The 23,698-nt window shown below is 40.2% G+C and carries 30 protein-coding genes and 3 pseudogenes; 29 read left to right on the top strand and 4 right to left on the bottom strand.

Annotated features, from left to right (window positions below; translation table 11 throughout):
* Positions 1-104 precede the first annotated feature (104 nt).
* From ACHCNF_RS08305 to ACHCNF_RS08240, 14 genes and pseudogenes are all read left to right on the top strand, one after another.
* The gene (locus ACHCNF_RS08305) at positions 105-617 is read left to right on the top strand and encodes a hypothetical protein (protein ID WP_408069375.1); all 513 of its coding nucleotides are present in this window, start codon (positions 105-107) and stop codon (positions 615-617) included.
* 287 nt (positions 618-904) lie between these two features.
* On the top strand, positions 905-1,099 hold the full coding sequence (locus ACHCNF_RS08300; RefSeq protein ID WP_139176302.1) for a hypothetical protein: 195 nt from the start codon (positions 905-907) through the stop codon (positions 1,097-1,099).
* A gap of 94 nt (positions 1,100-1,193) precedes the next feature.
* The gene (locus tag ACHCNF_RS08295) at positions 1,194-2,189 is read left to right on the top strand and encodes an HNH endonuclease (protein ID WP_408069374.1); all 996 of its coding nucleotides are present in this window, start codon (positions 1,194-1,196) and stop codon (positions 2,187-2,189) included.
* 34 nt (positions 2,190-2,223) lie between these two features.
* The gene (locus ACHCNF_RS08290; RefSeq protein WP_408069373.1) at positions 2,224-5,373 is read left to right on the top strand and encodes a DEAD/DEAH box helicase; all 3,150 of its coding nucleotides are present in this window, start codon (positions 2,224-2,226) and stop codon (positions 5,371-5,373) included.
* Between the two features lie 2 nt (positions 5,374-5,375).
* Positions 5,376-5,771: pseudogene (locus tag ACHCNF_RS08285) on the top strand ((deoxy)nucleoside triphosphate pyrophosphohydrolase); the annotation flags it as partial.
* Positions 5,769-6,362: a class I SAM-dependent methyltransferase gene (locus ACHCNF_RS08280; RefSeq protein ID WP_408072212.1), complete on the top strand. Its 594-nt coding sequence runs from the start codon at positions 5,769-5,771 to the stop codon at positions 6,360-6,362. The pseudogene ACHCNF_RS08285 and the gene ACHCNF_RS08280, both read left to right, overlap by 3 nt.
* 10 nt (positions 6,363-6,372) lie before the next feature.
* The gene (recQ, locus tag ACHCNF_RS08275; RefSeq protein WP_408069372.1) at positions 6,373-8,649 is read left to right on the top strand and encodes a DNA helicase RecQ; all 2,277 of its coding nucleotides are present in this window, start codon (positions 6,373-6,375) and stop codon (positions 8,647-8,649) included.
* Positions 8,650-8,659: 10 nt separating this feature from the next.
* Positions 8,660-9,187 carry an NUDIX domain-containing protein gene (locus ACHCNF_RS08270; protein WP_408069371.1) on the top strand — a complete coding sequence of 176 codons (528 nt, stop codon included), beginning with the start codon at positions 8,660-8,662 and terminating at the stop codon, positions 9,185-9,187.
* 651 nt (positions 9,188-9,838) lie between these two features.
* On the top strand, positions 9,839-10,294 hold the full coding sequence (locus tag ACHCNF_RS08265) for a flavodoxin family protein (RefSeq protein WP_408069370.1): 456 nt from the start codon (positions 9,839-9,841) through the stop codon (positions 10,292-10,294).
* Positions 10,295-10,303: 9 nt separating this feature from the next.
* Positions 10,304-10,891: a hypothetical protein gene (locus tag ACHCNF_RS08260; RefSeq protein WP_408069369.1), complete on the top strand. Its 588-nt coding sequence runs from the start codon at positions 10,304-10,306 to the stop codon at positions 10,889-10,891.
* Positions 10,892-11,284: 393 nt separating this feature from the next.
* Entirely contained in the window at positions 11,285-11,731 is a 447-nt protein-coding gene (locus ACHCNF_RS08255; RefSeq protein WP_034475741.1) for a GNAT family N-acetyltransferase, read from the top strand.
* Positions 11,732-11,959: 228 nt separating this feature from the next.
* Positions 11,960-12,283: a multidrug transporter gene (locus ACHCNF_RS08250; protein ID WP_408069368.1), complete on the top strand. Its 324-nt coding sequence runs from the start codon at positions 11,960-11,962 to the stop codon at positions 12,281-12,283.
* A 36-nt stretch (positions 12,284-12,319) separates the two neighbouring features.
* Positions 12,320-12,871, top strand: a complete 552-nt coding sequence (locus ACHCNF_RS08245) for a hypothetical protein (protein ID WP_408069367.1) — start codon at positions 12,320-12,322, stop codon at positions 12,869-12,871.
* Positions 12,872-12,892: 21 nt separating this feature from the next.
* Entirely contained in the window at positions 12,893-13,513 is a 621-nt protein-coding gene (locus tag ACHCNF_RS08240) for a hypothetical protein (protein ID WP_408069366.1), read from the top strand.
* 210 nt (positions 13,514-13,723) lie between these two features.
* Here the strand turns inward: ACHCNF_RS08240 and ACHCNF_RS08235 are convergent, their stop codons facing one another.
* Both ACHCNF_RS08235 and ACHCNF_RS08230 read right to left on the bottom strand, forming a co-directional pair.
* Complete coding sequence (locus tag ACHCNF_RS08235; RefSeq protein WP_408069365.1) at positions 13,724-14,137, bottom strand: hypothetical protein; 414 nt, start codon at positions 14,135-14,137, stop codon at positions 13,724-13,726.
* Between the two features lie 12 nt (positions 14,138-14,149).
* Positions 14,150-15,004 (bottom strand): Cof-type HAD-IIB family hydrolase, encoded by an 855-nt coding sequence (locus ACHCNF_RS08230; protein WP_091822480.1) that lies wholly within the window; start codon positions 15,002-15,004, stop codon positions 14,150-14,152.
* A gap of 462 nt (positions 15,005-15,466) precedes the next feature.
* On the opposite strand from ACHCNF_RS08230, the gene ACHCNF_RS08225 reads away from it, so the two are divergent.
* A complete protein-coding gene (locus ACHCNF_RS08225) occupies positions 15,467-15,628 on the top strand; it encodes a hypothetical protein (protein WP_408069364.1) in 162 nt (53 codons plus the stop codon).
* Between the two features lie 141 nt (positions 15,629-15,769).
* Positions 15,770-16,330, top strand: a complete 561-nt coding sequence (locus tag ACHCNF_RS08220; RefSeq protein WP_408069363.1) for an NUDIX hydrolase — start codon at positions 15,770-15,772, stop codon at positions 16,328-16,330.
* Here ACHCNF_RS08220 and ACHCNF_RS08215 read toward each other — a convergent pair.
* Positions 16,321-16,515 (bottom strand): (2Fe-2S)-binding protein, encoded by a 195-nt coding sequence (locus tag ACHCNF_RS08215; RefSeq protein WP_408069362.1) that lies wholly within the window; start codon positions 16,513-16,515, stop codon positions 16,321-16,323. The two genes, ACHCNF_RS08220 and ACHCNF_RS08215, sit on opposite strands and share 10 nt — an antisense overlap.
* A 96-nt stretch (positions 16,516-16,611) precedes the next feature.
* On the opposite strand from ACHCNF_RS08215, the gene ACHCNF_RS08210 reads away from it, so the two are divergent.
* The 8 genes and pseudogenes from ACHCNF_RS08210 (at position 16,612) to ACHCNF_RS08175 (ending at position 20,947) form a co-directional block, all read left to right on the top strand.
* Complete coding sequence (locus tag ACHCNF_RS08210; RefSeq protein WP_408069361.1) at positions 16,612-16,755, top strand: hypothetical protein; 144 nt, start codon at positions 16,612-16,614, stop codon at positions 16,753-16,755.
* The gene (locus ACHCNF_RS08205) at positions 16,755-17,300 is read left to right on the top strand and encodes an SF0329 family protein (RefSeq protein ID WP_408069360.1); all 546 of its coding nucleotides are present in this window, start codon (positions 16,755-16,757) and stop codon (positions 17,298-17,300) included. The genes ACHCNF_RS08210 and ACHCNF_RS08205 overlap by 1 nt, the downstream gene beginning before the upstream one ends.
* 462 nt (positions 17,301-17,762) lie before the next feature.
* Complete coding sequence (locus ACHCNF_RS08200; protein ID WP_408069359.1) at positions 17,763-18,185, top strand: rhomboid family intramembrane serine protease; 423 nt, start codon at positions 17,763-17,765, stop codon at positions 18,183-18,185.
* 351 nt (positions 18,186-18,536) lie between these two features.
* Positions 18,537-18,680: a hypothetical protein gene (locus tag ACHCNF_RS08195; protein ID WP_408069358.1), complete on the top strand. Its 144-nt coding sequence runs from the start codon at positions 18,537-18,539 to the stop codon at positions 18,678-18,680.
* Positions 18,681-18,769: 89 nt separating this feature from the next.
* A complete protein-coding gene (locus tag ACHCNF_RS08190; protein WP_408069357.1) occupies positions 18,770-19,684 on the top strand; it encodes a Fic family protein in 915 nt (304 codons plus the stop codon).
* Positions 19,685-19,745: 61 nt separating this feature from the next.
* Positions 19,746-19,973, top strand: a pseudogene (locus ACHCNF_RS08185) (hypothetical protein); the annotation flags it as partial.
* Positions 19,974-20,094: 121 nt separating this feature from the next.
* On the top strand, positions 20,095-20,508 hold the full coding sequence (locus ACHCNF_RS08180; RefSeq protein WP_408069356.1) for an EamA family transporter: 414 nt from the start codon (positions 20,095-20,097) through the stop codon (positions 20,506-20,508).
* A gap of 61 nt (positions 20,509-20,569) precedes the next feature.
* On the top strand, positions 20,570-20,947 hold the full coding sequence (locus tag ACHCNF_RS08175) for an SMU1112c/YaeR family gloxylase I-like metalloprotein (protein WP_408069355.1): 378 nt from the start codon (positions 20,570-20,572) through the stop codon (positions 20,945-20,947).
* Between the two features lie 22 nt (positions 20,948-20,969).
* Here ACHCNF_RS08175 and ACHCNF_RS08170 read toward each other — a convergent pair.
* Positions 20,970-21,131: pseudogene (locus ACHCNF_RS08170) on the bottom strand (LysR family transcriptional regulator); the annotation flags it as partial.
* 241 nt (positions 21,132-21,372) lie between these two features.
* Between ACHCNF_RS08170 and ACHCNF_RS08165 the strand changes: the two are divergent.
* From ACHCNF_RS08165 to ACHCNF_RS08145, 5 genes are all read left to right on the top strand, one after another.
* A complete protein-coding gene (locus ACHCNF_RS08165; RefSeq protein WP_408069354.1) occupies positions 21,373-21,531 on the top strand; it encodes a hypothetical protein in 159 nt (52 codons plus the stop codon).
* A gap of 22 nt (positions 21,532-21,553) precedes the next feature.
* The gene (locus ACHCNF_RS08160; protein ID WP_408069353.1) at positions 21,554-22,066 is read left to right on the top strand and encodes a flavodoxin family protein; all 513 of its coding nucleotides are present in this window, start codon (positions 21,554-21,556) and stop codon (positions 22,064-22,066) included.
* A gap of 150 nt (positions 22,067-22,216) precedes the next feature.
* Complete coding sequence (locus tag ACHCNF_RS08155) at positions 22,217-22,468, top strand: aldo/keto reductase (protein ID WP_408069352.1); 252 nt, start codon at positions 22,217-22,219, stop codon at positions 22,466-22,468.
* A gap of 86 nt (positions 22,469-22,554) precedes the next feature.
* Positions 22,555-23,142, top strand: a complete 588-nt coding sequence (locus ACHCNF_RS08150; RefSeq protein ID WP_408072211.1) for a sugar O-acetyltransferase — start codon at positions 22,555-22,557, stop codon at positions 23,140-23,142.
* A gap of 13 nt (positions 23,143-23,155) precedes the next feature.
* Positions 23,156-23,698, top strand: coding sequence for a flavodoxin family protein (locus ACHCNF_RS08145; RefSeq protein ID WP_408069351.1), 543 nt, complete (start codon positions 23,156-23,158; stop codon positions 23,696-23,698).

Raw genomic sequence — 23,698 nt, 5'->3', positions numbered from 1 at the left:
TGTAATCATAGAATTATAGAAAACAAATTAAATACGGATTGGGGTTTTGAAAAAAGAATTGTTGGGGATGCAGCATCTGCTTCATTGAAAGGTAGGTAGTAGTTATGATGAAAAAGACTGTGATTGCATTTTCAACTTTTTTAGTATTTGGAATAATTGTTGGCTTTGTAGGTACGACAGTTCATGCTGAAACTAGGAGAGAGAAGATTGATAGGATGAACAAGGAGTATGACCAGAAGCTTTTGGATGAACTGGAGGCAGCAGGTAATCTTACACAGGATGCAATAGATGCTCTGGACGGACCGAATAGCACAAGAAAGCCTAATCACAAATCAAGCAGGAGCAGTGGTAGTAATACTCAGAGCAACGGAACCGGAACAACACAAGGAAAAGGATGGGTTTATTCTTCGGATGAACAGCATGTAATTGGTCTTCCTGAGGGTTCAAACGGATATACGAAACCTGGTTATTACGGCGATGTAGATAAATCCTATTCATCAGGATATTCCGGTGCAGGTAAAGGTTGGGTATATGATGCGGATGAGCTTCATGTGATCGGTCTTCCTGAAGGCGAGGATGGATACACAATGCCGGGATATTACGGAGATATTGATTGATAACCTTACAGTGAGAGGGGTGTGACAATATGGAAACAATCCTCATATTATTGATAACACTTATAGTCCTGGGGTATCGGTCTTTAAAGAAGAATAGACATAAGATTATTAGAGGTGGTAAGAGAGCCTTTTTGAAGGTTATATCAATTATCCTTGCAACGTTTCTTGTATTATCAATACTCATGACAGAGTTTTTGGAGTATATGCTTAAAAGAATTGGTGAGAAAGAACAGAAGTTGAAAACTCTGGATAAGTACGATTTGTGAAAGGTAGGTGCGAATATGTTAATGCATTTATTATTTGGTGGCGATGATGAACACGATGTAAGACTGTCAGATAAAGAGGTAGAGAAGCTTACTCAGAACATGTCGAGATCAGAGAAGAAAGAGTTCTGGCGCAGGCAAGAAGAGCTTGAAAGAGACAGGGCTGATAAGGAAGCCTGGCATTGGGCTATGGGCGATTGGGATGATGATGATTTTTGATTGATATTTAAATAATAATGATTTTATAAGTACAGGCAGTATATAATTAGTTATACGGTTATAACAATAAAGTATCGGAGATATTAAATTAGATATGGCAGCAGGATACTTGTTAAAAGAAGCAGAGTACGAAGACAGACCACTATCAGATGATGAGATGTGGTCTGCTTTCGCGTACCTTTTTTCAAGTAAATCCGTAAATGATACAAGTTATAAATTTGGATTTCTGAAATCTATTCTGGACAATTTATATAACACCGACAGTAAGCTGATACTGACTTTTGATCAGCTTTTTGCAAAGTTTGCAGAAATATACTGGAACCTGGTTTTGAAGCATCATATCAAACAGAAGAAGCCAGGTAAGCTGAATCGCCGGTCTGAGCTTGAGAGTGCACTTTTATATGGCAAGGAGAAATATGACATTCTTGAAGATATTCCCTTTGAGAGTTTATCCGAAGATATGCGTATTGATATCTGTCATAAAGTCAAAATGAAGTGTAAGGAAAATGTAGTTGGTGCATTGTATGCAGACCTTGGTGGGCTGTTTTATTCATTTTCCAAGAAGGGCGAGTGGATCAGGATTAATCCAAGGATGTACGAGTTCGTTTGTAAGCACAAGGTGGCTATAGAGAAGCTTAACTATTATGAATGGGCGAAGTTTCTTGAGAGAGTTAATGAGGATAGCGCCGTAGATCATCTTCTTAGCAAAATTGATGAGAGCACCCTCCGCACCCGTAGTAGCCTTGCGTATTACAGGGATATTCTATTCCAAGAATTCGAAAATAAATGCTTCTATTGTGGCAAGCCTGTCACGAAACATAGCGTAGAGGTGGATCATTTTATTCCGTGGTCGTTTATAAAAGATGATCAGATATGGAACTTTGTCCTGGCTTGCCCTGAATGTAATAACAAGAAGAGAGATAAGCTGGCCCAGGTTGATTTCCTTACTAAGATATCTGAGCGGAATGAGATCATGATTGAGAGGGATCAGAGTAATAAGGAATCAGCAAGGCGCATAAAAATGATTTATACCTGGGCACAGAAAAATGGTTATAACGAAATATGGACGCCCAATAAAATGAGTGTTTAATGTAAATGTCAGAAAACTGACGTGAGGAACATATATGTTGGAACCAGGATTATACGAACAGGTCATTAATAAACAGATACAGTCAGAGCTTACAGGATCTTCAGATGATCTAAAGCGAGTTGAGAAGATTGATGGAGCTGAAGCATCAGAGATCCTTTCTAAGTATGTTTCGGAAGTTCTTCATAAGGCTCTGGATCGTATTTCTGATGATGAAAATCTTGAGGCGAAGATTGATCTGGTTAATAAGGTCGTTGGTCTGATATCAGAAGAAAATGATTTAAATGATCTGAAGGAATTGGCAGTAGCTGATGGTGCTGAGCAGCTGCTGGCGCTGCTTTCAGAAAATGATCCTATGTACAAAATTGGTCAGCGTAAGGCCAAGGATATAGTGCGTCCAGAAACATCAGTTGCGCAGAGTAGCCTGTTTACCGGGGCTATTCATGAACCGCAGATGTATTCTGAGCTTCGGAAGGAAATGGAAACTGCGGATAGAATCGATATGTTGGTTTCCTTTATAAAATGGAGCGGATTACGGCTTTTGTTCAAAGAATTAAAAGATTTTGTGGACCGTGGTGGCCAGCTTCGGATAATCACAACTTCTTATATGGGCGCTACGGATGTTAAAGCTATTGAAGAGCTTAACAAGCTTCCTGGCACCGAAGTGCGCATATCCTATGATACTAAGCGAACCAGGCTTCATGCTAAGGCATATATTTTTTATAGAAAGACAGGCTTTACTACTGCATATGTAGGTTCATCCAACATGTCTAACGTAGCTATGTCCAGCGGTCTGGAGTGGAATATTAAAGTGACTACAAAGGATATGGCTTCGACAATACAGAAGATAGAGGCTACGTTTGACAGCTATTGGAATTCTACGACTTTTGAAAAATATACCCATGATAGCTATGACAAATTGAAAAAGGCGTTACGAGCGGAGAGGCATGGGGAAAAGACAGAGGGTTATGGCTTTATCGTAGACATCAATCCATATCCGTACCAGCAGGAAATATTAGATAGGCTCGATGCCGAGAGAAAAATAAGGGGCAGAAATAAGAATCTTGTAGTGGCTGCCACAGGTACAGGGAAAACGCTTATAGCAGCTTTTGACTACAGGAGATTTTGCAAGAGAAATCCAGAGAAACAGAATAAACTCCTTTTTGTAGTGCACAGGGAAGAAATCCTGAGGCAGAGTAGAGAAGTATTCCGAGCAGTTTTAAAGGATCCAAATTTTGGTGAATTATATGTAGGTGGAGAGAAGCCGGAAAGCTTTAACCATCTCTTTGTATCGATACAGACAGTGGCATCGCAGAAATTGTATGAGATACTCTCACCAGATTATTATGACTTTATTGTTGTTGATGAATTCCATCACGCTGCAGCACCTACATACCAAGGTTTGCTAAGCTCATTTAAACCAAAGATATTGTTGGGGCTCACAGCTACACCGGAACGTATGGATGGAAAGAACGTCCTGGATTACTTTGATGGCAGAATAGCTGCAGAAATAAGACTTCCTGAGGCGATTGAGAGAAAACTATTATGTCCTTTCCAGTATTTTGGAGTATCCGATGAGACAGATCTGTCAGAGGTTAGATGGGTCAGAGGTGGCTATGATAAGTCTGAACTGAGTAATCTGTATTCACTCAACAGGACTATTGCAGAGAAGAGAGCAAATCATATCATCAATTCTTTATATAAATATGTGACGGATATGGACAGTGTTCATGGCCTGGGATTCTGTGTTTCCATAGAGCATGCAAAGTTCATGAGTGATTACTTTAATGAAAAAGGTATTCCGGCTATAGCGCTTACATCCAGTTCTTCAGACAGTGACAGGGCTAATGCGAAGAAGATGTTACTATCTGGTGAGATAAAGTTTATCTTTGTTGTTGATCTGTATAATGAGGGTATTGATATTCCCGAGGTTGAGACTGTTTTGTTTCTAAGACCTACGGAATCACTTACGGTGTTCTTACAGCAGCTTGGAAGAGGTCTGCGTTTGTCGGATGGAAAGGAATGTCTGACAGTTCTTGATTTTATAGGACAGGCAAATAAGAAATATAACTTCGAAGAAAAGTTTTCAGCGCTACTTGCTAATACAAATCATAGCGTTCAGTATGAAATAAAACATGGATTTACAGCACTTCCAAAGGGCTGTTATGTGCAGCTGGAAAAGAAGGCGTCTCAGGTTATTCTGAACAATATAAAGCAGTCCTTTGATAGCAGGGCAGGACTTGTATCAAGAATTGAGACATTTACAGAGGACAGCGGATTAGAGTTGTCTCTTAAGAATTTCCTGAGCTACTATCATTTGAGTCCATATAGTATTTATGCGAAATATTCCTTTGCGAGACTATGCGCTGATGCCGGTGTGATTAGTGATTTCAATGAACCGATTGAAGAGAAAATGGCAAAGGCCTTTGCAAAGTTTATCGCTGTGGATTCTGCGAAATGGATCCGGTTTTTACTTGATGTTTTGCCAAGGTTAAACGACATAAACATTAGTATGTTGCCTGAAGCTGAGAAGCGGATGATGCAGATGTTCTACGTAACACTGTGGCAGAGTGCGGTGGAAGATTGGGATGTTCCGGAAGTTAAACAGAATTTGGCTGAGATTTGCAATAGCAAAAATATGTTTAGTGAGCTGATCGAAATCCTTAACTACAATCTTGAGAGAATAGATGTGGTAGGTGATGAAGTAGAGCTGGGATTTGATTGTCCGCTTGAATTGTACTGTACTTATACCAGAGATCAGATACTTGTGGCTATGGATTTTATGAAGCCACAGACTGTAAGAGAGGGTACAAAGTGGCTTGAGGATAAGAAGGTTGATACTTTCTTTGTAACGCTCAATAAGTCAGATAAGGATTATTCACCCACCACTATGTACAATGACTACTCTATCAATGAGGAGTTCTTCCATTGGCAGAGTCAGAGCACGACTTCTGACACGTCACCTACTGGTCAAAGGTATATAAATCATGTGAAGTATGGAAGCAAGATTCTGCTATTTGTCAGAGAGTTTAAGAAGGATATCGCAGGTGCAGCTCCGTATACATATCTTGGAACTGCAAAATATGTGAGTCATTATGGAAGCAGGCCAATGAGTATCACATGGCACCTTGATAATCCGATACCTGCTAAATACATTAAGAAGACAAGTAAACTTGAAGTAGGATGATTATGAAAACTGTTAACGTAGTCGCAGCAATAATCTGTGATGATTACAAAAGAAAAACGAAGATATTTGCAACCCAGCGTGGATATGGGGATTATAAGGATGGCTGGGAATTTCCAGGAGGAAAGATTGAAGAAGGTGAAACTCCTGAAGAAGCACTTGTGAGAGAGATTCAAGAAGAGCTTGGTGCGGATATTGAGGTCCATGATCTGATAGATGTCATCGATTATGATTATGAGACTTTTCACCTACATATGAACTGTTACTGGGCAACTGTAGCAGAAGGTAAGCTCCAACTTTTGGAGCATGAAGCAGAGAAGTGGCTTGAGGTTAATGGCCTTAGAAGTGTGGACTGGCTTCCAGCAGATTTGGCACTTCTTCCGAAGATTGCTGAAGCGATGGTTGATAAGACCGTTGAGTATTATGACATGAATGCTGACTCGTTCTTTGCCGGAAGTGTTAACGCAGATATGTCATACGAGAGGGACAGGTTCATCGCACTTCTTCCTGAACATGGCCGTGTTTTAGATGCAGGCTGTGGAAGTGGACGAGACAGTAAGGCATTTATGGAGGCAGGCTTTTCTGTAACTGCTTTTGATGCTTCTGAAGAAATGAGGAAGAGAGCTTCTGAATATCTGGGACAGGAAGTTCTGGATATGAGGTTTGAGGATATCGATTTTCATAATGAGTTTGATGGAGTCTGGGCATGCGCATCACTTCTTCATGTGCCGGTAGATCAGCTTCCGGAGACAATGAAGAAGCTTAATGTTTCTCTTAAGAGCGGCGGAGTTATATATGCTTCGTTCAAATATGGCGATGGTACTAAGATGCGTGGAGATCGCAGATTTAGCGATTTTGATGAGAAAAGTATAGTTCCGTTGTTTGAGAATGCAGGATTTGAGATTGTTTACAATGAGGTTGGTACAGATAACAGACCCGGTAGAGAAGATGAGATGTGGGTCAATGCTATAGGTAAGAAGAAACTCATCTAAAAGAGGCGATATGACAGAATTTGGAAATACTGCACTGGCAAATTTAAAGCAATACTTTGGTTATGATTCGTTTAAACCTGGCCAGGGCGAAATTATAAATACAATATTAGATGAGAAAAGGGATGTGCTGGCAATAATGCCGACCGGTGCAGGTAAGTCCATCTGCTATCAGATTCCGGCTATAATGCTGCCAGGCATCACAATTGTTATTTCACCGCTTATTTCACTGATGCAGGATCAGGTAAAATCTCTGAATGCAGCGGGGATTCATGCTGCTTATATCAATTCATCCCTTACGGATTCACAGATAACAAAAGCCCTTGAGATGGCAAAGTCAGGGACATACAAGATTATTTATGTTGCTCCTGAGCGCCTTGACAATTGGGAGTTTACTAATTTTGCAGACAGCGCTGATATATCAATGGTTACAGTTGATGAGGCACACTGTATATCACAGTGGGGTCAGGATTTCAGACCTAGCTACCTGAATATAGTGAAATTTGTTGAAAGGCTTCCCAAAAGACCTATCGTCAGTGCATTTACTGCAACCGCTACGGAAGAGGTTAAACGTGATATAGAATGCGTATTAAAACTCCAAAATCCCAGTGTTTTTGTTACGGGTTTTGACAGGGAAAATCTGTATTTTTCTGTTGAGCATATAAAGAATAAGGATGACTATATAAGAAAATATGTCAAAGACCATAGTAACGAGAGCGGAATTATTTATTGTGCAACCAGGAAGAATGTTGATGCAATTTTTGAAATGTTGACTCTTGACGGTGTTCCTGTTGCCCGGTATCATGCCGGTCTTGATAATGAATACAGAAAAGACAGTCAGAATGATTTTATATTTGACCGGAAACCGGTTATTGTTGCAACCAATGCTTTTGGCATGGGTATAGATAAATCTAATGTCCGGTACGTAATTCACTACAATATGCCTCAGAGCATGGAGAACTACTACCAGGAAGCAGGAAGAGCTGGACGTGATGGTGAGAATTCACAGTGCATTCTGCTGTTTTCTGCCCAGGATATTATGATCAATAAGTTTCTTCTGGATAAAAAGGATTTCAGCGAGGTAGATCCTGAAGATGAAGAACTCATCAGACAGCGAGATCTTAAGCGCCTTAAGGTGATGGAAGGCTATTGCAGGACAACCGAGTGTCTGAGGAATTATATACTTGAGTATTTTGGCGAAGAAGTAAGCGCTCCATGCGATAACTGCGGGAACTGCCATCGTGAATATAAAGAGATTGATATGACTGATGCTGCTAAACAGGTCATCAACTGTGTATATGAGACCAAAGGCAGATACGGGATGAATATTGTTCTGGGTACTCTTGTGGGTGCAAACAGAGCAAGGCTTCGTGAGCTTGGAACTGATAACTATAAGACATATGGTGCCCTTAAAGATCACAGTGAAGCAGATATACGTCTTTTAATGAATCAGATGATCATGGACGGATATATAATTCAGACTGATGATAAATACAGTGTGGTGAAACTTGGGAATATAGCAGCATTGAAGGAACCAGATGCGAAAGTGCTACTTCGGACTTATGAAGAAAAAGAAGTCAGTACCAGGGCAGGAAAATCCAAGACGAGAAGTACGGATTCACTTACCAAAGCAGGATATGAACTGTTTGAGGCACTCAGGTTACTCAGGATGGAAATTGCAAGAAGGGAAGGAATGCCTCCTTATATTGTTTTTAGTGACAAGACTCTGATTGATATGTGCGCCAAACTTCCTTCAAACGAGCAGGAAATGCTAGGAGTTTCCGGAGTTGGTACCAATAAATTTGATAAATATGGCAAGGAATTCCTGGAAAAAATAGCTGAGTTCATGAGTGTAAATCCGGATGCTGTTATCAGCATGCCAGTCTCTGGTGATAAGGACGATAATGAGTCCTCGTATAGCAGAGGTACTACAAAAAAGAAAAAAGTCGATTTTTATCTCCCGAAGGAAGATATGGAGAAGTTTGAATATAAAGACCTCTATTACATAACTGAGATCAAGGATGAGTTGAACCGTATATGCTCAGCTGATAATGTAAAGAAGATAGTGGGGACACGAATCTGGGAAGTACTGGCAGAGAAAGGTCTGATAGGAGAGAAGTTTGTTGGTGGTATTAACCAAAAGTATCCTACAGCAGAAGGCAAGGAACTGGGAATTGTCTCCGTGGACAAGGAGAGTGTGAAGGGCAATCATTACACTGTTTTGATGTATCCGCCTTCAGTACAGAAAATGATTGTTGAATACTACGCTAATATCCATAACGAAGGCTGAGCAAGAATATATGGAATATATTGAGATTTTTACAAGAGAAGGTAGGCCTACAGGGAAGATCATAGAAAAGCATGAGAAGAAACAGCCCGGAGATTATATAAAGCATGTTCTTATCATAATGAAGACGAGTGACAGCCCTGCTCCCGGAAAAGGTGAGGGCAAGTACGTGGTTCAGCAGAGATCTCTTCGGGCAAGATATTATCCCGGTAAATGGGATATGACAGGTGGCGGAGTACGATCCGATGAAACAGCCAAAGAAGCTGCTGTAAGGGAATTGGCAGAAGAGCTTGGGATAAAAGTATCACCTGACGATCTGGAACTGGCTTTTGAATATATCAAGGACTGGGATGACGGGACTGGACTTTTGGCATCGATTTTCATGCTGCGTGTTGATGTTCCTGAAGGGGGCTTTGATTTCGACCGCTACGAGGTGAACGATGTCAGGGTTATGCCTTTTAGCGAGTTCTATGGTCATATCATGGATCATAATGATGAAGAGATGGGCAGAGGAATAAGGAATATAGAAGCAAGGCTGTAGAAGAGTATAATAAAGCCGTGGTATTTGTTCACAAGTACCGCGGCATTGTTTTTGGAGTTGCCCGGAACTGCGCTGTCCCGGGCGTGTTGTTATGAAGAATTGTATGAAAAAAGTTACTGTTTCTATTTCCAGAAGATTTTCATCTCCCGATGGATGTATATTAACATTCGAAACTTAAGTGAACATAAAACAGAAGACCCCTTTCGGTATTTTCTGTTAAATGAGGGAAAGCCAGCAATCATCATGACTACCGGCTTTTGTGTTATGAAGAAAAGTGTTCTTATGAGGGGGCCAAGAGGTTTGTTCCTCTTGATGTTATTACTATACATTTCCAACCTAAAGCAAAACATAAAGTCATGTAAACAGATTATGAACGTTACACGGAGATTATTAACAATATGTTCAAAGCATTTTTAATATGAGTTAAGGTTTTGAATTTATCATAAAGCTATCAAGAGGACAGAACCTCTTGTTAATATTGATAAAACACTTTTTCATAACTGCTGTCTGGTGAAGAACCAGACAGCATCCTCCCTAAAACAACAGCTGCCTTGATGGGCAGCTTTTTCTACTGTATGGCTATTTTGAAGGGCGCATCTGGGATATAATCTATAGTGGATATAAAAATATTGGAACGTGAGGGTTCGGAAAATGAGTAAAACGGCGATAGTTTATGCTTCAACACATCATGGAAATACAAAGAAAGTAGTGGATGCAATTGCAAGGGAATTCGAGGTTGATCTGATTGACGCAACTGTTACTACGGAGAAAGATCTGAGTGAGTATGAACTTATAGGTTTTGCTTCAGGTATCTACGCTGCACAATTCCACCAGCAGATTAAGAGTTTTGCACAGGCTAATCTTCCTCAGAATAAGAAGATATTCTTCATAATGACAAGTGCCATGAATAAGGATTTTTCAAAATCAATGGCAGAGTCCATAAAGGGTAAGAATGCTGAGATTGTTGGGAAATTTACCTGTCCTGGCTATAATACTTTTGGTCCATTTAAGCTGATCGGGGGGACTGCTATAGGCCGTCCTGATGAGAATGATCTTAAGGATGCAGTGGAGTTTTACAGGACACTTGTGAGAGTAGGAAGGCAATAAGACATATAGATGATACAGTGGACAATCAAGCAGATTTTTGATGGAGACTATGGATGTGAAGAATTGAAGCCTGGAGAAAAGCCAATGGTTTCAGTTACACTTATAGATGATGATGGGAATGAAAAGTATGTCTCTGTAGAGGATGAGTGGCTAACAGATAATGAACTTGAAGTCGGGGACAGATGGCCTATTATACATGTCAGATATGGTGTAATAGTTGCTAATAAAAGAAGTGAGCGGTACATTATAGCAGCGTCAGATGTAGCGGAATATCCAATCGTGATATCGCGTATTGTTGATGAGGATGATCCTTTTGATGATGGCGGTTATTATGGCCTTTATGATGGTGTTAAGGTTGAGCAGGCTAATGATATTCTGGATCTTCTCAGGGATAATGAGAAAACAAAAGCCAGGACAAAATTGAGAAAGACACTTGAACAATTGGTCCCGTACGTGGATGGTGTAGGGCCGATAGTGTTGGATGATCTTATTCCAGACGAATGGTACGATGCCTGGAAAGATATGGAAGGTATTGTGACAGCAGAAAAGCATATTGATGGATACTGGGACAAAAACATTATGGAGATAGGACTATGAAATTTAGTATGTCACTTTCGAAAGCAGAAAAGATTATGGCATTCCTCAATCAATTGAATCCTTAAGGAACATATAAAGCTTCACAGGATTACAGAGTCTATTCTTATGAAGCAGATACAATAGCTCAGGGCATAAAATCAAACAGTTCACTAAAGACTATAGAAAAAGTAATTCAGGAAGCTTTTCAGAACCTAGATATAGAGGGCGAGGATCTCAAGAAAATTGCTCAGGGTATAAAAGCGATTAGATAAACTTTGAAAGGATGCGTAAAGCGTAAGGCTTGATGGAAAGAATGTAATCATTGAGTGTAGTCCTAAACAGGAAGTTACAAAGCACATCGCAGTTAAGTATGGCTTTGAATATGAAGGTCAAAAGGATGGGCTGGACATTTATTTGCTAAAGTTAAATCGGAAGATTGACGATGATATTGAGCTGATTCCTTATTACAGAAATGATGACGAATCTTTTCCGTGGTATCAGGATACTGATGTCTGCAAACAGGTTGATAACATAGACCATGTGTATGATATTGATACTTTGCATGCTATGTACGATTTTCTTAGTAGCCATGGTAACTGCTACTACATAAAGTATCAGGGCAGACTTGTGGGGGATGTATCTCTTAGGGATAATGCAGAGCTTGCAATAGTTGTCTGTAAGGAGTATCAAAACCGTCACATTGGCAGAAGATGCATACTGAATATGATTGAACTTGCCCGAGAAAAAGGTATGACTAAAGTTAGAGCTAACATCTACTCTTTTAACACTCAAAGCCAGCGGATGTTTAAGTCCGTAGGTTTTGTCAGAACAGATGACGAATGGTTTGAGTACCGTATTTGAAGTGGAGTTTTGGTGGGAATATGAAGCTAGGCAGACTGGTAGCTAATAGGGAAGTACCTGTTCTTAAGCGTGCTAAGGACTTACTTGATGTAAAGGAGTAGAAGCTTCTTTGTGAGTTGGATAAACTATTGTAATACATTAAGAAAGATTGATGAAGGATGACTCTGAGTTTCAGTGGTTCCCGGTTTTTGATTATGCCTGAGAATGCAGAGATGGGGATATTTGGTGATGAGCATGGATGTAAACGAAAAAGATTGGAAGCTTTTCAGAAAGAACCTTCCTGACTGGCAGGAAAACTACATGGAAAAGCTGATAAAAGAATACGTAGATTTCCTTAAAGGCGACGGACTTGCATCTGACAAGTTCTGGGAGCTTGAAAAGAAGATCAAAAAAGATAAGAAGAATCCAGGAGTTCTGTTGCAGGATGTCAGAAGATCCAACTTTCATATGCATCTGGCATCACTTGTAAGATGCGAGGTTATCTCTATGGATGATCTGGAGGAATTCAGTGATGAGACCAAGGAAACTATTGAGAGAATGGTTAGTTGGTAATGAAAATGAAATTGTTGAATAAAAGAGGAAATCTGTATGGACCAGATAAGGTTAGGACAGGGTTTATTGATTATATGCTGTGTATTTTATCTGATATGGTGGGGCGTAGCATTCCATCCTAATCATGGCGACAGTCACACGTCAGGGATTGATGGGATTCTGCTGCTTATCACTGCAGCCTTTGGACTGACAGGCCTGGTTCTCAACATGCTTGGAATTATCAAAACACCACCTAAAAGAGGACTGGTATCAGGCCTTGTGATAATAGTTGCTGGAATTGTTACATATGTAGTGCTCCTTTATGGTTCAAGGATCATTTTACACAGGCAGGTAACGTCGGAACTCTTTTTGATAATAGGCTGGTCAATGCTTGAAGTGGCCTCGATTAACAGAGCGATTGCGTGGGAAAGGGTGTCTATAGATAGAGGCATTGTGTTCCTGATAATCGTAGCAGTGGCTGCAGTTTTGAGCTTGTATCTTTATCTGCAATATTTCAAAGTTAAGCCCATGACGGGGTATTTCTTTGGCATGGTTCCACTTATCACAGAGGCGATAAGCATGGGCGTGTTTGAAATTTTGACAAGGTAGGGGTAATCGAAAGGATATAGCGTGAACAGGATAAAAAAAGAAGATAGAGCCGTTTTTTATGTAAATCTGATACTGGTGATACTTGAAACGGTAGCATTTGCCCACGATATCTATGCGTTTCGGTTTGGACTTTTTGAGTGGTACACAGTGGACAGCAATGTGTTACAGCTTGTTGTATCGGTATGGGTGATTTACTGCGTTTTGAGAAATAAACAATTTCCGAAGATCCTCACTGTTGCACATTTTATTAGTGCAGTTGGCCTGACGGTCACATTTCTAATAGCTGCATTTGTTCTTGCTCCGGAAGGCGGGATTGCATATTATTTTCTTAACGATGTTGCGCCAATAAACCATTTTATCGGGCCGTTATTATCAGTGATCTCACTTCTCTTTTTAGAAAAGACTGAGAGGCTTTCGCTGAGTACAATCATATGGCCGGCGGTAGCGAGTCTTACATATGGTGCGATAGCACTGGTACTGAATGCTGTAAGAATAATGGACGGACCTTATTTCTTTCTAAAGGTATATGAGCAGTCTGCTGGTGTGATAATCCTGTGGTTTGCGATAATCGCTGTATTGTGTCTTGGACTGGCATTGTTGTATTACAAGATCAAATGGAGAAAGAGAGAAGTTAATCAGTAAAAATACTAAAAGAGATACTATCGGGATATCAGTAGAGAATGTGAATGAAGATGTAAGGAGCAGAACACGATGGCTCAGAGGACTGAGGCAATATATCAGGGTAGAACCATAGGAATTGAATCTATATATGCCTGGTTTGACAAGATCACATGGCTTCCTGAGGAACCTGCAGTATTATTGCAGGACTGATTATAAAAGCATGGATGCAATTTATAGCAGGAAGTTTTCAGCGTAATATTCATTTGTAAGCTCTTTTATAAAGCCCTCAGGCGCTCTGACAACGGTACTTTCGCGTATGTTCCGGATGATGAGCGGATACTTGGGGGCTTTTGTATTAAATCCGAGAAGGGCATATTTGTTGCCATCGAGGCCAACGAAGATCCTTTTATACATGCCTTTCCCAAGACCAAGGTGGGCATACTTCCATACATCACGGTTAAATTCCCTTTGAGCGATATCATCCTTGTCATGACCGTTATTTACGGTAAGTTTGCTGGTGAAGTCATTTTCGGAATATGAGATGCTGCCAAGAGAGATGGTCACACCATATTTTTCTTCAAGGCTTGCGACAGCTTCTTTAAAGTCTCTACGGAACTCAGTTAGGGTATTCTTGTTTATTTCCATTGTTATCTCCAATTAAAGATCAAAATAGTCTCTGATAGCAAAGCCAACACCGTTATGGTCGCTGTCCTTTGTAATATAGTTTGCAAGCTTCTTTATATCACTGCGTGCATTCATCATGACGACAGAAATTCCTGCGGTGCTTAACATATCGCGGTCATTGTCGGCATCTCCGATAGCCATTGTTTCTTCTATGGAGATATCCAGGAGAGAAGACAGAGTCTTAAGGGCGGTACCTTTTGATACTCCCTCAGCATTCATTTCAAGGCTTGTTTCTTCTGCAAGTGCAAATGTAAGGGGGAGGTTTATTAATTCCTCATAACCGCGGTGACGGTCTTCCTGATTTCTGAAGTATATGTTTATCTTGGTGATGGAATCGTGCTTTCGACTTTCAGCAGCCATGTCATCAACCTGCCTGGTTACTTTAAGGTACATTGGCTGGTAAACTCCCATATGGAAATCGTCCATGTGGTTGATATCAGCTGAAGATACAATGGATTCATTTTCTGTGAGGAAAGTGAGCATTCCGTCGTATTTATCTGCGACTTCAATTATTCTTTCAAAGCAGGAAGAAGGTACTTCTTTTCTGTAAATGACCTTCTTGGCCATGCAGTCATATATTATTGCGCCACTGTAGCAGATGGCATAGCGGATCATGGGAGTTATCTCAAAGTACTCCTTCATTTCAACAAGCGCTCTGCCGGTTGCGTAGGAGAGATGTACTCCTTTATCAGCTACCAATGAAAGATCATCAAGCGTCTCAGGGAGAATCTTTTTATCCGATGTAAGAAGGGTGCCATCCATATCCATTGCGATCAGGCTATAGGGTAAGAAGCCTTCTTTGTTGTTAGCTTTATTTGAAATAGGCATAATTACGTCCTTTTGCAATCTTTTGTTCATCCTTGCAAATTATACATGATTTTGAAGAAATGCCAAGGTGAGGCATATAATTTCAGACTGACTACTTGAATTCCATAACTGTCTTATGAAAGTCCATTTCTGTCATAATTGGTACATCAACTGTCTATTTAGATTCCATTAAATCCTGAAATCTTGATAAATACTCCCTTATTCTTTTTTTAGTCATCCTCAGTAACAATGAGCCAATCAAAAAATACATGATAATAATTATAAAAATCCAATGAAATTGATATGTGGATATTGCTGGGTGTTGTATAACATAATTACAGAGAGGGTACAAAACAAATAGGTAGAAAAAGCGATGAATATTGTGTTTTAACAAACCAGGAAGTAATATCATAAGCTCAGAAAGAGAAAACGGGCAGCCAAACGGCTAACACATACTACACAACCAAGAAAGGGGTAAATATTATGAGATTTAACGATGTTCAGGATACAAGAAAAGCAGAAGTTAAGAAAGAGCAGAGAAATGAAGCATTCCGCAAAATGTATGATGATTGCCTTGAGAAGCTTTCAGCATTCTACAATAAAGAGAAGATGACAGCAGCTTTTGGAGCAACATTCACTCTCTGATTCTTCAAAGGATAGATGAAACTTAAATGAAACGGAATAGAATAATATATCCCCGGAGACGTTGATCGATTTTGGTCAATGCTCCGGGGACTTTTACGTTATAATATTGATACATTATGATGAAGTGAGGGGGATAGATTTTTGGAAGAGATTTTTGATGTAACAGATGATAATGGTTTTCCTGTGGGCAAGACGGTTACAAGGTTTGAGGCTCATGATAAGGGAATTCCTCATAGAACAGCTCATATATGGATAGTCCGTAAGGCTGGTGATTCATATCAGGTGCTGCTGCAGAAAAGAAGCGCCAATAAGGAATCGTTTCCTTTGATGTATGACACTTCTTCAGCAGGGCATATCCAGGCAGGTGATGATCCTTTGGAATCAGCGCAGAGAGAACTGTTCGAGGAACTGGGAATAAAAGCGCATGAGGGTGACTTTACCTTCGCAGGTAAGTTCCATATCAAGTATGAGATGGAATTCCATGGCAAGATGTTCAGGGATAATGAGGTTGCTTTTGTATATGTCTATGAAAAGCCAGTGGATGAGACGAAGCTTGTCCTCCAGACCGAGGAAGTAGAATCGGTTAAATGGTTTAATATAGATGAAGTACTTGAAGGCTGCAAACATCGGGATGGAACGTTCTGTGTTCCGATGGAGGGACTTGAGACAGTGATGAAGTATCTGGGATATGATCAAGCGTAATCTTCGGGAAACATAATGATATCGCGGATCATTGTAGTGATGAAGTCACGGCATTTTCCGCAACCAGTCCCGCACCCAGTTGCTTCCTGGACTTTTTCATATGTATCAGCACCATTTTTGACTGCATCGAGGATTTTGCCATAATTAACGTTTTTGCAGGAGCATGCGATTTTATCTTTTTTCATATCAGATAACCCTCCAAAGAATGATTGTGACAGTATAGATATCGGCAATTGTTTGAAGGGATATTACGTGTATTATCAAAAAGGTAGGGGTTATTGTTGCAAATAAGAGAATTAACAGAGGCTGAGCGAGAAGCCTATGATGAAATGATTAAGAATGCAAAACAGCTCACAATCTTCGGAACGGAAGAGGAGCTAGATGCAAATGACTATATATTTGAAGGAGAAGAAGGAGACGAGTGATGCCACAGTCGTGGAGCAGTATAAGGAAAAAACTTGAGCAGGATCTTTTATGTGAGAACTTAAAAAGCAGAGTTCAGTATTTCAGGACAAATTACCATGGAGCACCGGATGATTACGGAAGATTTGCTGTAAGGATAGATGGGAAGGAAGTTTTTCAGGCAAATCCATATAATGAAATGGCAATATTCAGGTATGGAGCTGAAGTTAAAAGGGAGCAGAATATTCCCGGACGAGAGTGGACTGATGATGGGGAAATAATCAATCAGGAGGTAAATCTTGCTGCAGAAGAAGAGGGTAGGATCAGGGCAGCAGAAGATGGTATCGTTGATTCCTGTTTAGTTCCCTATTCCATAAAAAAGTATCTTAATCAGGATATAAAGGATAGCCTTGCCGACGAAGATCCAATTATAAGGATGCTGGCGATTTTTGACAGAAGAGTGGGAAAAAGGACTCTGAGGGATATTTCTAAGACAGTGCAGGAACAACCTGAATGGTTGCAGGAGTTTTACAGATTGAGACTTGATGCTGAAGGGATAAAGTATTGATGTGCTAAAAAATTGTTTGGAGAAAAGATGGATTTTGTAGTTAAGCAATACAGAAAAAGGAGGACCTGAATATGAGCAGAAAAGATTTTGGAGCAAAACCATTTAGTTATCCGCAGCCGGTATGGATTATGGGGAAGTGGAAAGGCATTGATGTAATAATAGTATTTATGCAGGGCGGTGCTTTGTAATGAGGTGCCGTTCTTTTTTGCGCTATTAGAAGGATAGATACTCAGTTTTTACCATAGCGGATATGCATTGTGGTATCCAGGTTTCGTATAATTATCATAACAACAAGTCTGAAATATGAACAAAAGGGAGAGGTTATGCCAAAAGCTATATAGATTATATCCATCAATCTTTAATTTTGTTGAGTGAGTAAGTGAGTGAGTTTTCAAAATGGTGGGTTGTCCTTTAAATACTGTGGTTTATAAACTTGATAAAGGGACTGCTTTGGGAGGGAAAATGTCTGAAACAAAAGATAACAGGTTCGCATCAGGCGTTAATGCCATTATGGCAGTTGTTTTCATATTAAATCTGATATATTCACGTGAGGATAATATTATAATGATCGCGCTGACAGGCGGAGGAAGGCTTGTAGACATCTTAAGCGCAACTAATGCATCTGTTTATAGTGGCTTTCAGGTACATAGACTTATCACTTACGGATACTTGCAGCCAGCCATATGGCATCTTCTTGCAAATGTATATGCACTGTGGTATGTGGGGCTATACCTGGAGAAGGCACTTGGACTTACGCGGCTATTCGTGATCTATCATGTGGGACTCATCGTTCCATGCGCAGTGTTTCTCTTTATTCTTCCAAATGGTGTCATGTATGGCGCATCTCCAGCCATTTTCTGCTGTCTAGGCCTTATGGCTTATTAAGGACAGAAATCTTATCAGTAAATACCTAAGCTTAAGAGGATTCAGGTATCTTTTATGCTATATGATAATCTCAAATTTCCTTGGCATTGGGACTTTTGTAGTCCATTTCCTTGGATTTTTGGTTGGGCTAATGCTTGGGATTTTTGTTAATGGGAGCAGATATCAGCACAGTGAGGAGTGAAATATGTATATACCAGATCTAAAGGTTTCAATGATAGATCCAGAGATAAATGCAGGGTTTATATGTAATTACCTGAGCAGGGAAAAGTCAGAGAAAAGCTGATAGTATCGAGGCATTCTTAGATGAAGCCTATGAGATCATAAAGACAAACTTGTAAAAGGAGACTAGCTATGGATTACACAGACAACAAGGTAAAAGTGACGGTGACAGAAAGTCATTGCCCAAAGTACAAGGTGGGAGATGCCATCAGGTTTAAAGGAAGTGATCTTGATAAAGAGCACAGTGTAAAACTGCAGAACTGGCTATTTTCTTAGCTTTACTTTTTATACAAAAGTCTTTCATAATCTTTACTTTTCAGGGATCAAAAGGTAAAATAAGTAAAGATTATGGAGGGAAGTACAATATGATCTCATATGAAGGTTTGGAAAATGCACTAAAGGAAAGAGGAATTGGTAAGACTGAGCTTTCAACTGAGCTTGGTCTGTCTACAAGGACTGTGGCTAAAATTGCAAAGGGTGAGAAGTTGTCGCCAAGAAGCATAAAAAAGATAGCAGAATATCTCGGAAAAGATCCTGACTTTTTAATGAAAAGTGTTTCAGATAATAAAATCTTGCAGTTGCTTCGTGAGGAAAAAGATATAAAGCTTCCTGGAGGGCTCTATCATGAGCTACAGGTAAGAATGACATATAATTCCAATCATATCGAAGGATGTAAGCTTTCAGAAGATCAGACAAGGCATATCTTCGAAACTGATACAGTTGATATCGGCGATGGCGTTCCTGTTGATGATATTCTTGAAACAGTGCATCACTTCCGCGCAATTGATTATGTAATAGATATAGCAGAGGAAGAACTTTCAGAGGATATAATCAAAAGGCTTCACTACATAATAAAGCATGATACAAAGGATTCAACTTTGTCATGGTTTGCGGTTGGAGATTATAAAAAACGTGCAAATGTCGTAGGGGGCAGAGAGACTTCGAAACCATCTGAAGTGCATAAGCATATGGAGGCACTTCTTAAAGAGTATAATTTAAAAAAGATTGTAACAGTAGAAGATATAATAGCACTTCATGCTGAGTTTGAATATATTCATCCATTCCAGGACGGAAACGGAAGGGTAGGAAGGCTTGTAGCATTAAAGGAATGCCTCAGACACAATATTGTGCCATTCATCATTGAGGATTCCAAGAAGAATTATTACTACAGAGGTCTCAAGGAATGGAGAAATGAAAAAGGATGGCTCATAGATACTTGTCTTGATGGACAGGATACATTTGTAAAGCTTCTTGATTTACTAGAAATTGAGCATGATTGAGATAGTATATGGAACGGAAAATTTGAAGATAATAATTCCAGCTATGTCGTTTGTGATCCAAAAGCTTGGAAGGGGTGTTGGATATAAATATGCTCACAATTATCCCAATCATTGGATAGAGCAGCAGTATCTTCCGGATGCGATAAAAGACATGACATTCTATGAGCCGAATGATATCGGTCATGAAAAAGATATAAAAGAGTATTTCAGAAACATAGGCAAAAATCCGCAAAGATATGAATATAAGGATCCTTCTGAAGAGGGTAATCCGGAGAGACCGTGGGAATAATACCAAAGGATTTCGCATGAAGGATGGATGGGCATAATGAAAGCATCTACCCTTATTACCATGAGCTTTAATCAAAGTGGCGTTTGTAGGAAGAAAATAAAGATGGGAAGGCTTTAGATATATGTGGATTGTGTTTGCACTGTTATCGGCAATATTTGCTGCATTGACATCAATATTGGCTAAGATAGGAATTGAAGGAGTTGATTCTAATCTGGCTACGGCCATTCGAACTGTGGTAGTGGTAGGAATAGCTTGGATTATGGTTTTTATAACTCATGCACAGAACGGTTTATCAACGATCGGTAAAAGAAGCTGGATATTTCTTATTCTTTCAGGTTTAGCTACGGGTGCTTCATGGTTATGTTATTACAAAGCATTGCAGATGGGAGAAGCTTCCAAAGTAGTGCCTATAGACAAGCTCAGTGTGGTGATTACGCTGGTGCTTGCATTCGTGTTCCTGCATGAACAGTTTACAGTAAAATCAATCTTAGGATGTATCTTGATTGGAGTCGGAACATTGCTGATGGTAGTATAATATTTCAGGATAATCCAAAAAACTACAAATCGGTTTTTCTGGTTAAAACAGGAGGCGCCTCATGAAATTAAATCGCATTCATCATATTGCGGTGATTTGTTCCGACAAAGACACTGCTCTGAACTTTTACCATAATAAGCTTGGCTTTCGAATTCTGCGAGAGAACTATAGACCGGAACGGGATGATTGGAAGATTGACCTTAAGCTCGATGATAGCGAAATTGAACTTTTTATTATGAAGAATCATCCACTCCGTCCTTCTCCCGAAGCTTACGGATTGCGTCATCTTGCTTTCCGTGTAGATAGTGTAGATGAGACCGTCGCAGAATTGGAGTCTATGGGTATCCCTTGTGAACCGATACGACGGGATGCTTTCACGGGTGAAAAAATGACGTTTTTCCGTGACCCGGACGGGCTTCCTTTGGAAATACATGAGTAAACTACTTGTGACAAATGAGATTGCTAAAGCTGTGACGTGTGAACAACTTCTTTCTCAGTTCATCTTCGAGTGATTTTAATGTTTTTGAAAGCGTAGGCTGTGTGACATGAAGCATGTCCGCAGCCTTTGTCATATTCTCTTCCCTTGCGACGGCAAGGAAGTATCGCAGGCTTTTGATCTCCATAGAATTCTCCTGTTCACAATGCACTCAAAAATGCTTCGCATTTTTTCGTTCTTCGGCATTTGCTGAATATATGGATTTATAATTTAGTGCTTATGAGAGCAAGCTCCCAACGCACTAATTACAAATCCGTATGCACTGTTCATTACTGCATGACATTCCGTTTTGGAATATCACGATATTCATTTTATTCATTAGCGAAGAATTCATCAGGTAAATATAATGAGGATACGAGGTAGGACAGATGGAAGTAAAAGCCCTGATAGAAAATCTTACAGACAGTGGATGCTCTGCGGAAGGAACAAGAAGAGCAAAAGCACTTTACGAAGCCGGAGATATGGACGGGCTCGTAAAGTATCTTCGAAAATGTCGATGTGATCTGGTGGAGGAAATTATATTATGACTAAAGAAGAACAGGGAATATTATGAATATACTTATATTGAATGGGTCTCCCAGACCAAACGGAAGCACTGCAGGAATGATAAAAACTTTCAAGACCGAAGCTGAATCCGCAGGACATACCGTGAATACCGTGGATGTTTGCAGGAAAAATATACACGGCTGTCTCGCCTGCGAATATTGTCATGGTAAAGGTGACGGCGAATGTTCACAAAAGGATGATATGTCAGAAATATATGTGCTGCTTCGTGATGCGGATATGCTGGTTCTTGCATCTCCGATCTATTACCACAATGTATCAGGACAGCTTAAGTGCGTGATCGACCGTTTCTATGCGTTATTGTATCCGAAGGCGCCGGGAAGGCTGAAGAAAGTAGCCATGTTTTTGGCCTCCGGTGATCCCGATATGTATGACGGAGCCAAATTCTCTTATGACGGAGACTTCCTCGGATATCTTGGACTTGAGGATATGGGGATTTTTACGAATCATGACAAGGGAGTTATGGAAAAGATCAGTGAGATGGTACAGAGGATGTGATGGGATGAAAAGAGTATTTCTGGGTTTATTGCTTTTTGTCATGCTTTTTATTGTTTCAGCCTGTACGGGAAAGGATACTGACAGAGAAACAGAGCAACTGACCGAAGACACTTCGACCAGTTTTGAATCAGACACAGCTATGCCGATCCATTGGGAGGGAGAGGACACACATCAGAACTTCTCGGTGATGAGACTATAAAATCAATTGCAGAAGCTCACGGAGTAACATCTGCGCAGGTTATTCTGCGATGGGATCTGCAAAGAGGTATCGTGGTCATACCGGGATCAGGAAATCCGGATCATATAAAGGAGAATCTTGATCTGTTCGGGTTTGAGCTTACAGAAGATGAAATGGAGCAGATCTCAGTGTTGGATCGAGGTGAAAAGCATGACTGGTATTGACTGAATTATTTGATTCTTTATTTGCGTAGCGTACTATCCTTTATTGATAAGCTGGAAAACTTCTTTAAGGAGAACCTGAAATAATGATAACGGTTGAAGAAATACTGGAATATCTTAATTCGGACAGAATAGAGGATATGACAGAGGAGATGCATGAGTGTTCCATGAGGCAGAGCCAGGCGGCCATAAAGCAGACCATGGAGTTAAATACCAGGTATCATACACCGGAAGAAATTGTCCGGATTATGTCAGTGCTGACAGGTGGGGAAGTGGATGAGAGCTTCAGACTGTTTCCACCTTTTTATACCGATTTTGGAAGAAATATCCACATTGGAAAAAATGTATTCATCAATTCCGGCTGTAGCTTCCAGGATCAGGGCGGCATTTACATCGGCGATGATACCCTGATTGGGCACAGGGTCGTCCTTGCAACTCTGGATCATGATTTGAACCCTTATGACAGACACCTTCTATGTGCGCCTATACATATTGGAAATAGGGTTTGGATTGGAGCAGGAGCTATAATTACAAGAGGTGTGACAATTGGTGATGGTGCTGTAATTGCAGCCGGAGCTGTTGTGACAAAGGATGTTGAAGAAAACACAATTGTGGGAGGCGTTCCTGCAAAATTTATCAAGAAGATAGAGAATGTTGAACCGATAGAAAAGAAATAAAGGATGGGATGATATGAGTAAAGTTTTAGTGATTTCTACAAGCCTTCGTGCAAAGAGTAATTCCGACATACTTACGGAAAAGCTTATAGAGGGAGCAAAAGCTTCAGGTCATGATGTGGAATATATAGGCCTGAAAGGGAAAAATATCGGTTTCTGTATAGGTTGTCTTGCCTGTCAGAATACCCAGAAATGTGTCATTAAGGATGATGCTGCTGAGATTGCAGAAACAGTAAAGAATGCAGATACCCTTGTATTTGCAACTCCGATTTATTATTACGAGATGAGCGGCCAGATGAAAACTCTTTTGGACAGGCTCAATCCGCTGTATCCTTCAGACTATAAGTTTAGGAATGTATATATGCTCTCTGTTGCGGCTGAGGATGAAGAGTTTGTGCCTAAAAAGGCTGAAAGCGGACTTCAGGGATGGATTGACTGCTTTGAAAAGGCTCAGTTTTCAGGCTCCTTATTCTGCGGTGGCATAGGTGATATGGGTGAGGCATCCGGGAAAACAGAAGAGTTAAACGAAGCCTTCGAATTTGGTAAAGCTCTAAAATAA

The organism is Butyrivibrio sp. NATIVEDY162 (assembly GCF_045999815.1).
Classification (GTDB): domain Bacteria; phylum Bacillota; class Clostridia; order Lachnospirales; family Lachnospiraceae; genus Butyrivibrio.
This window is presented reverse-complemented; position numbering and strand designations above follow the sequence as displayed.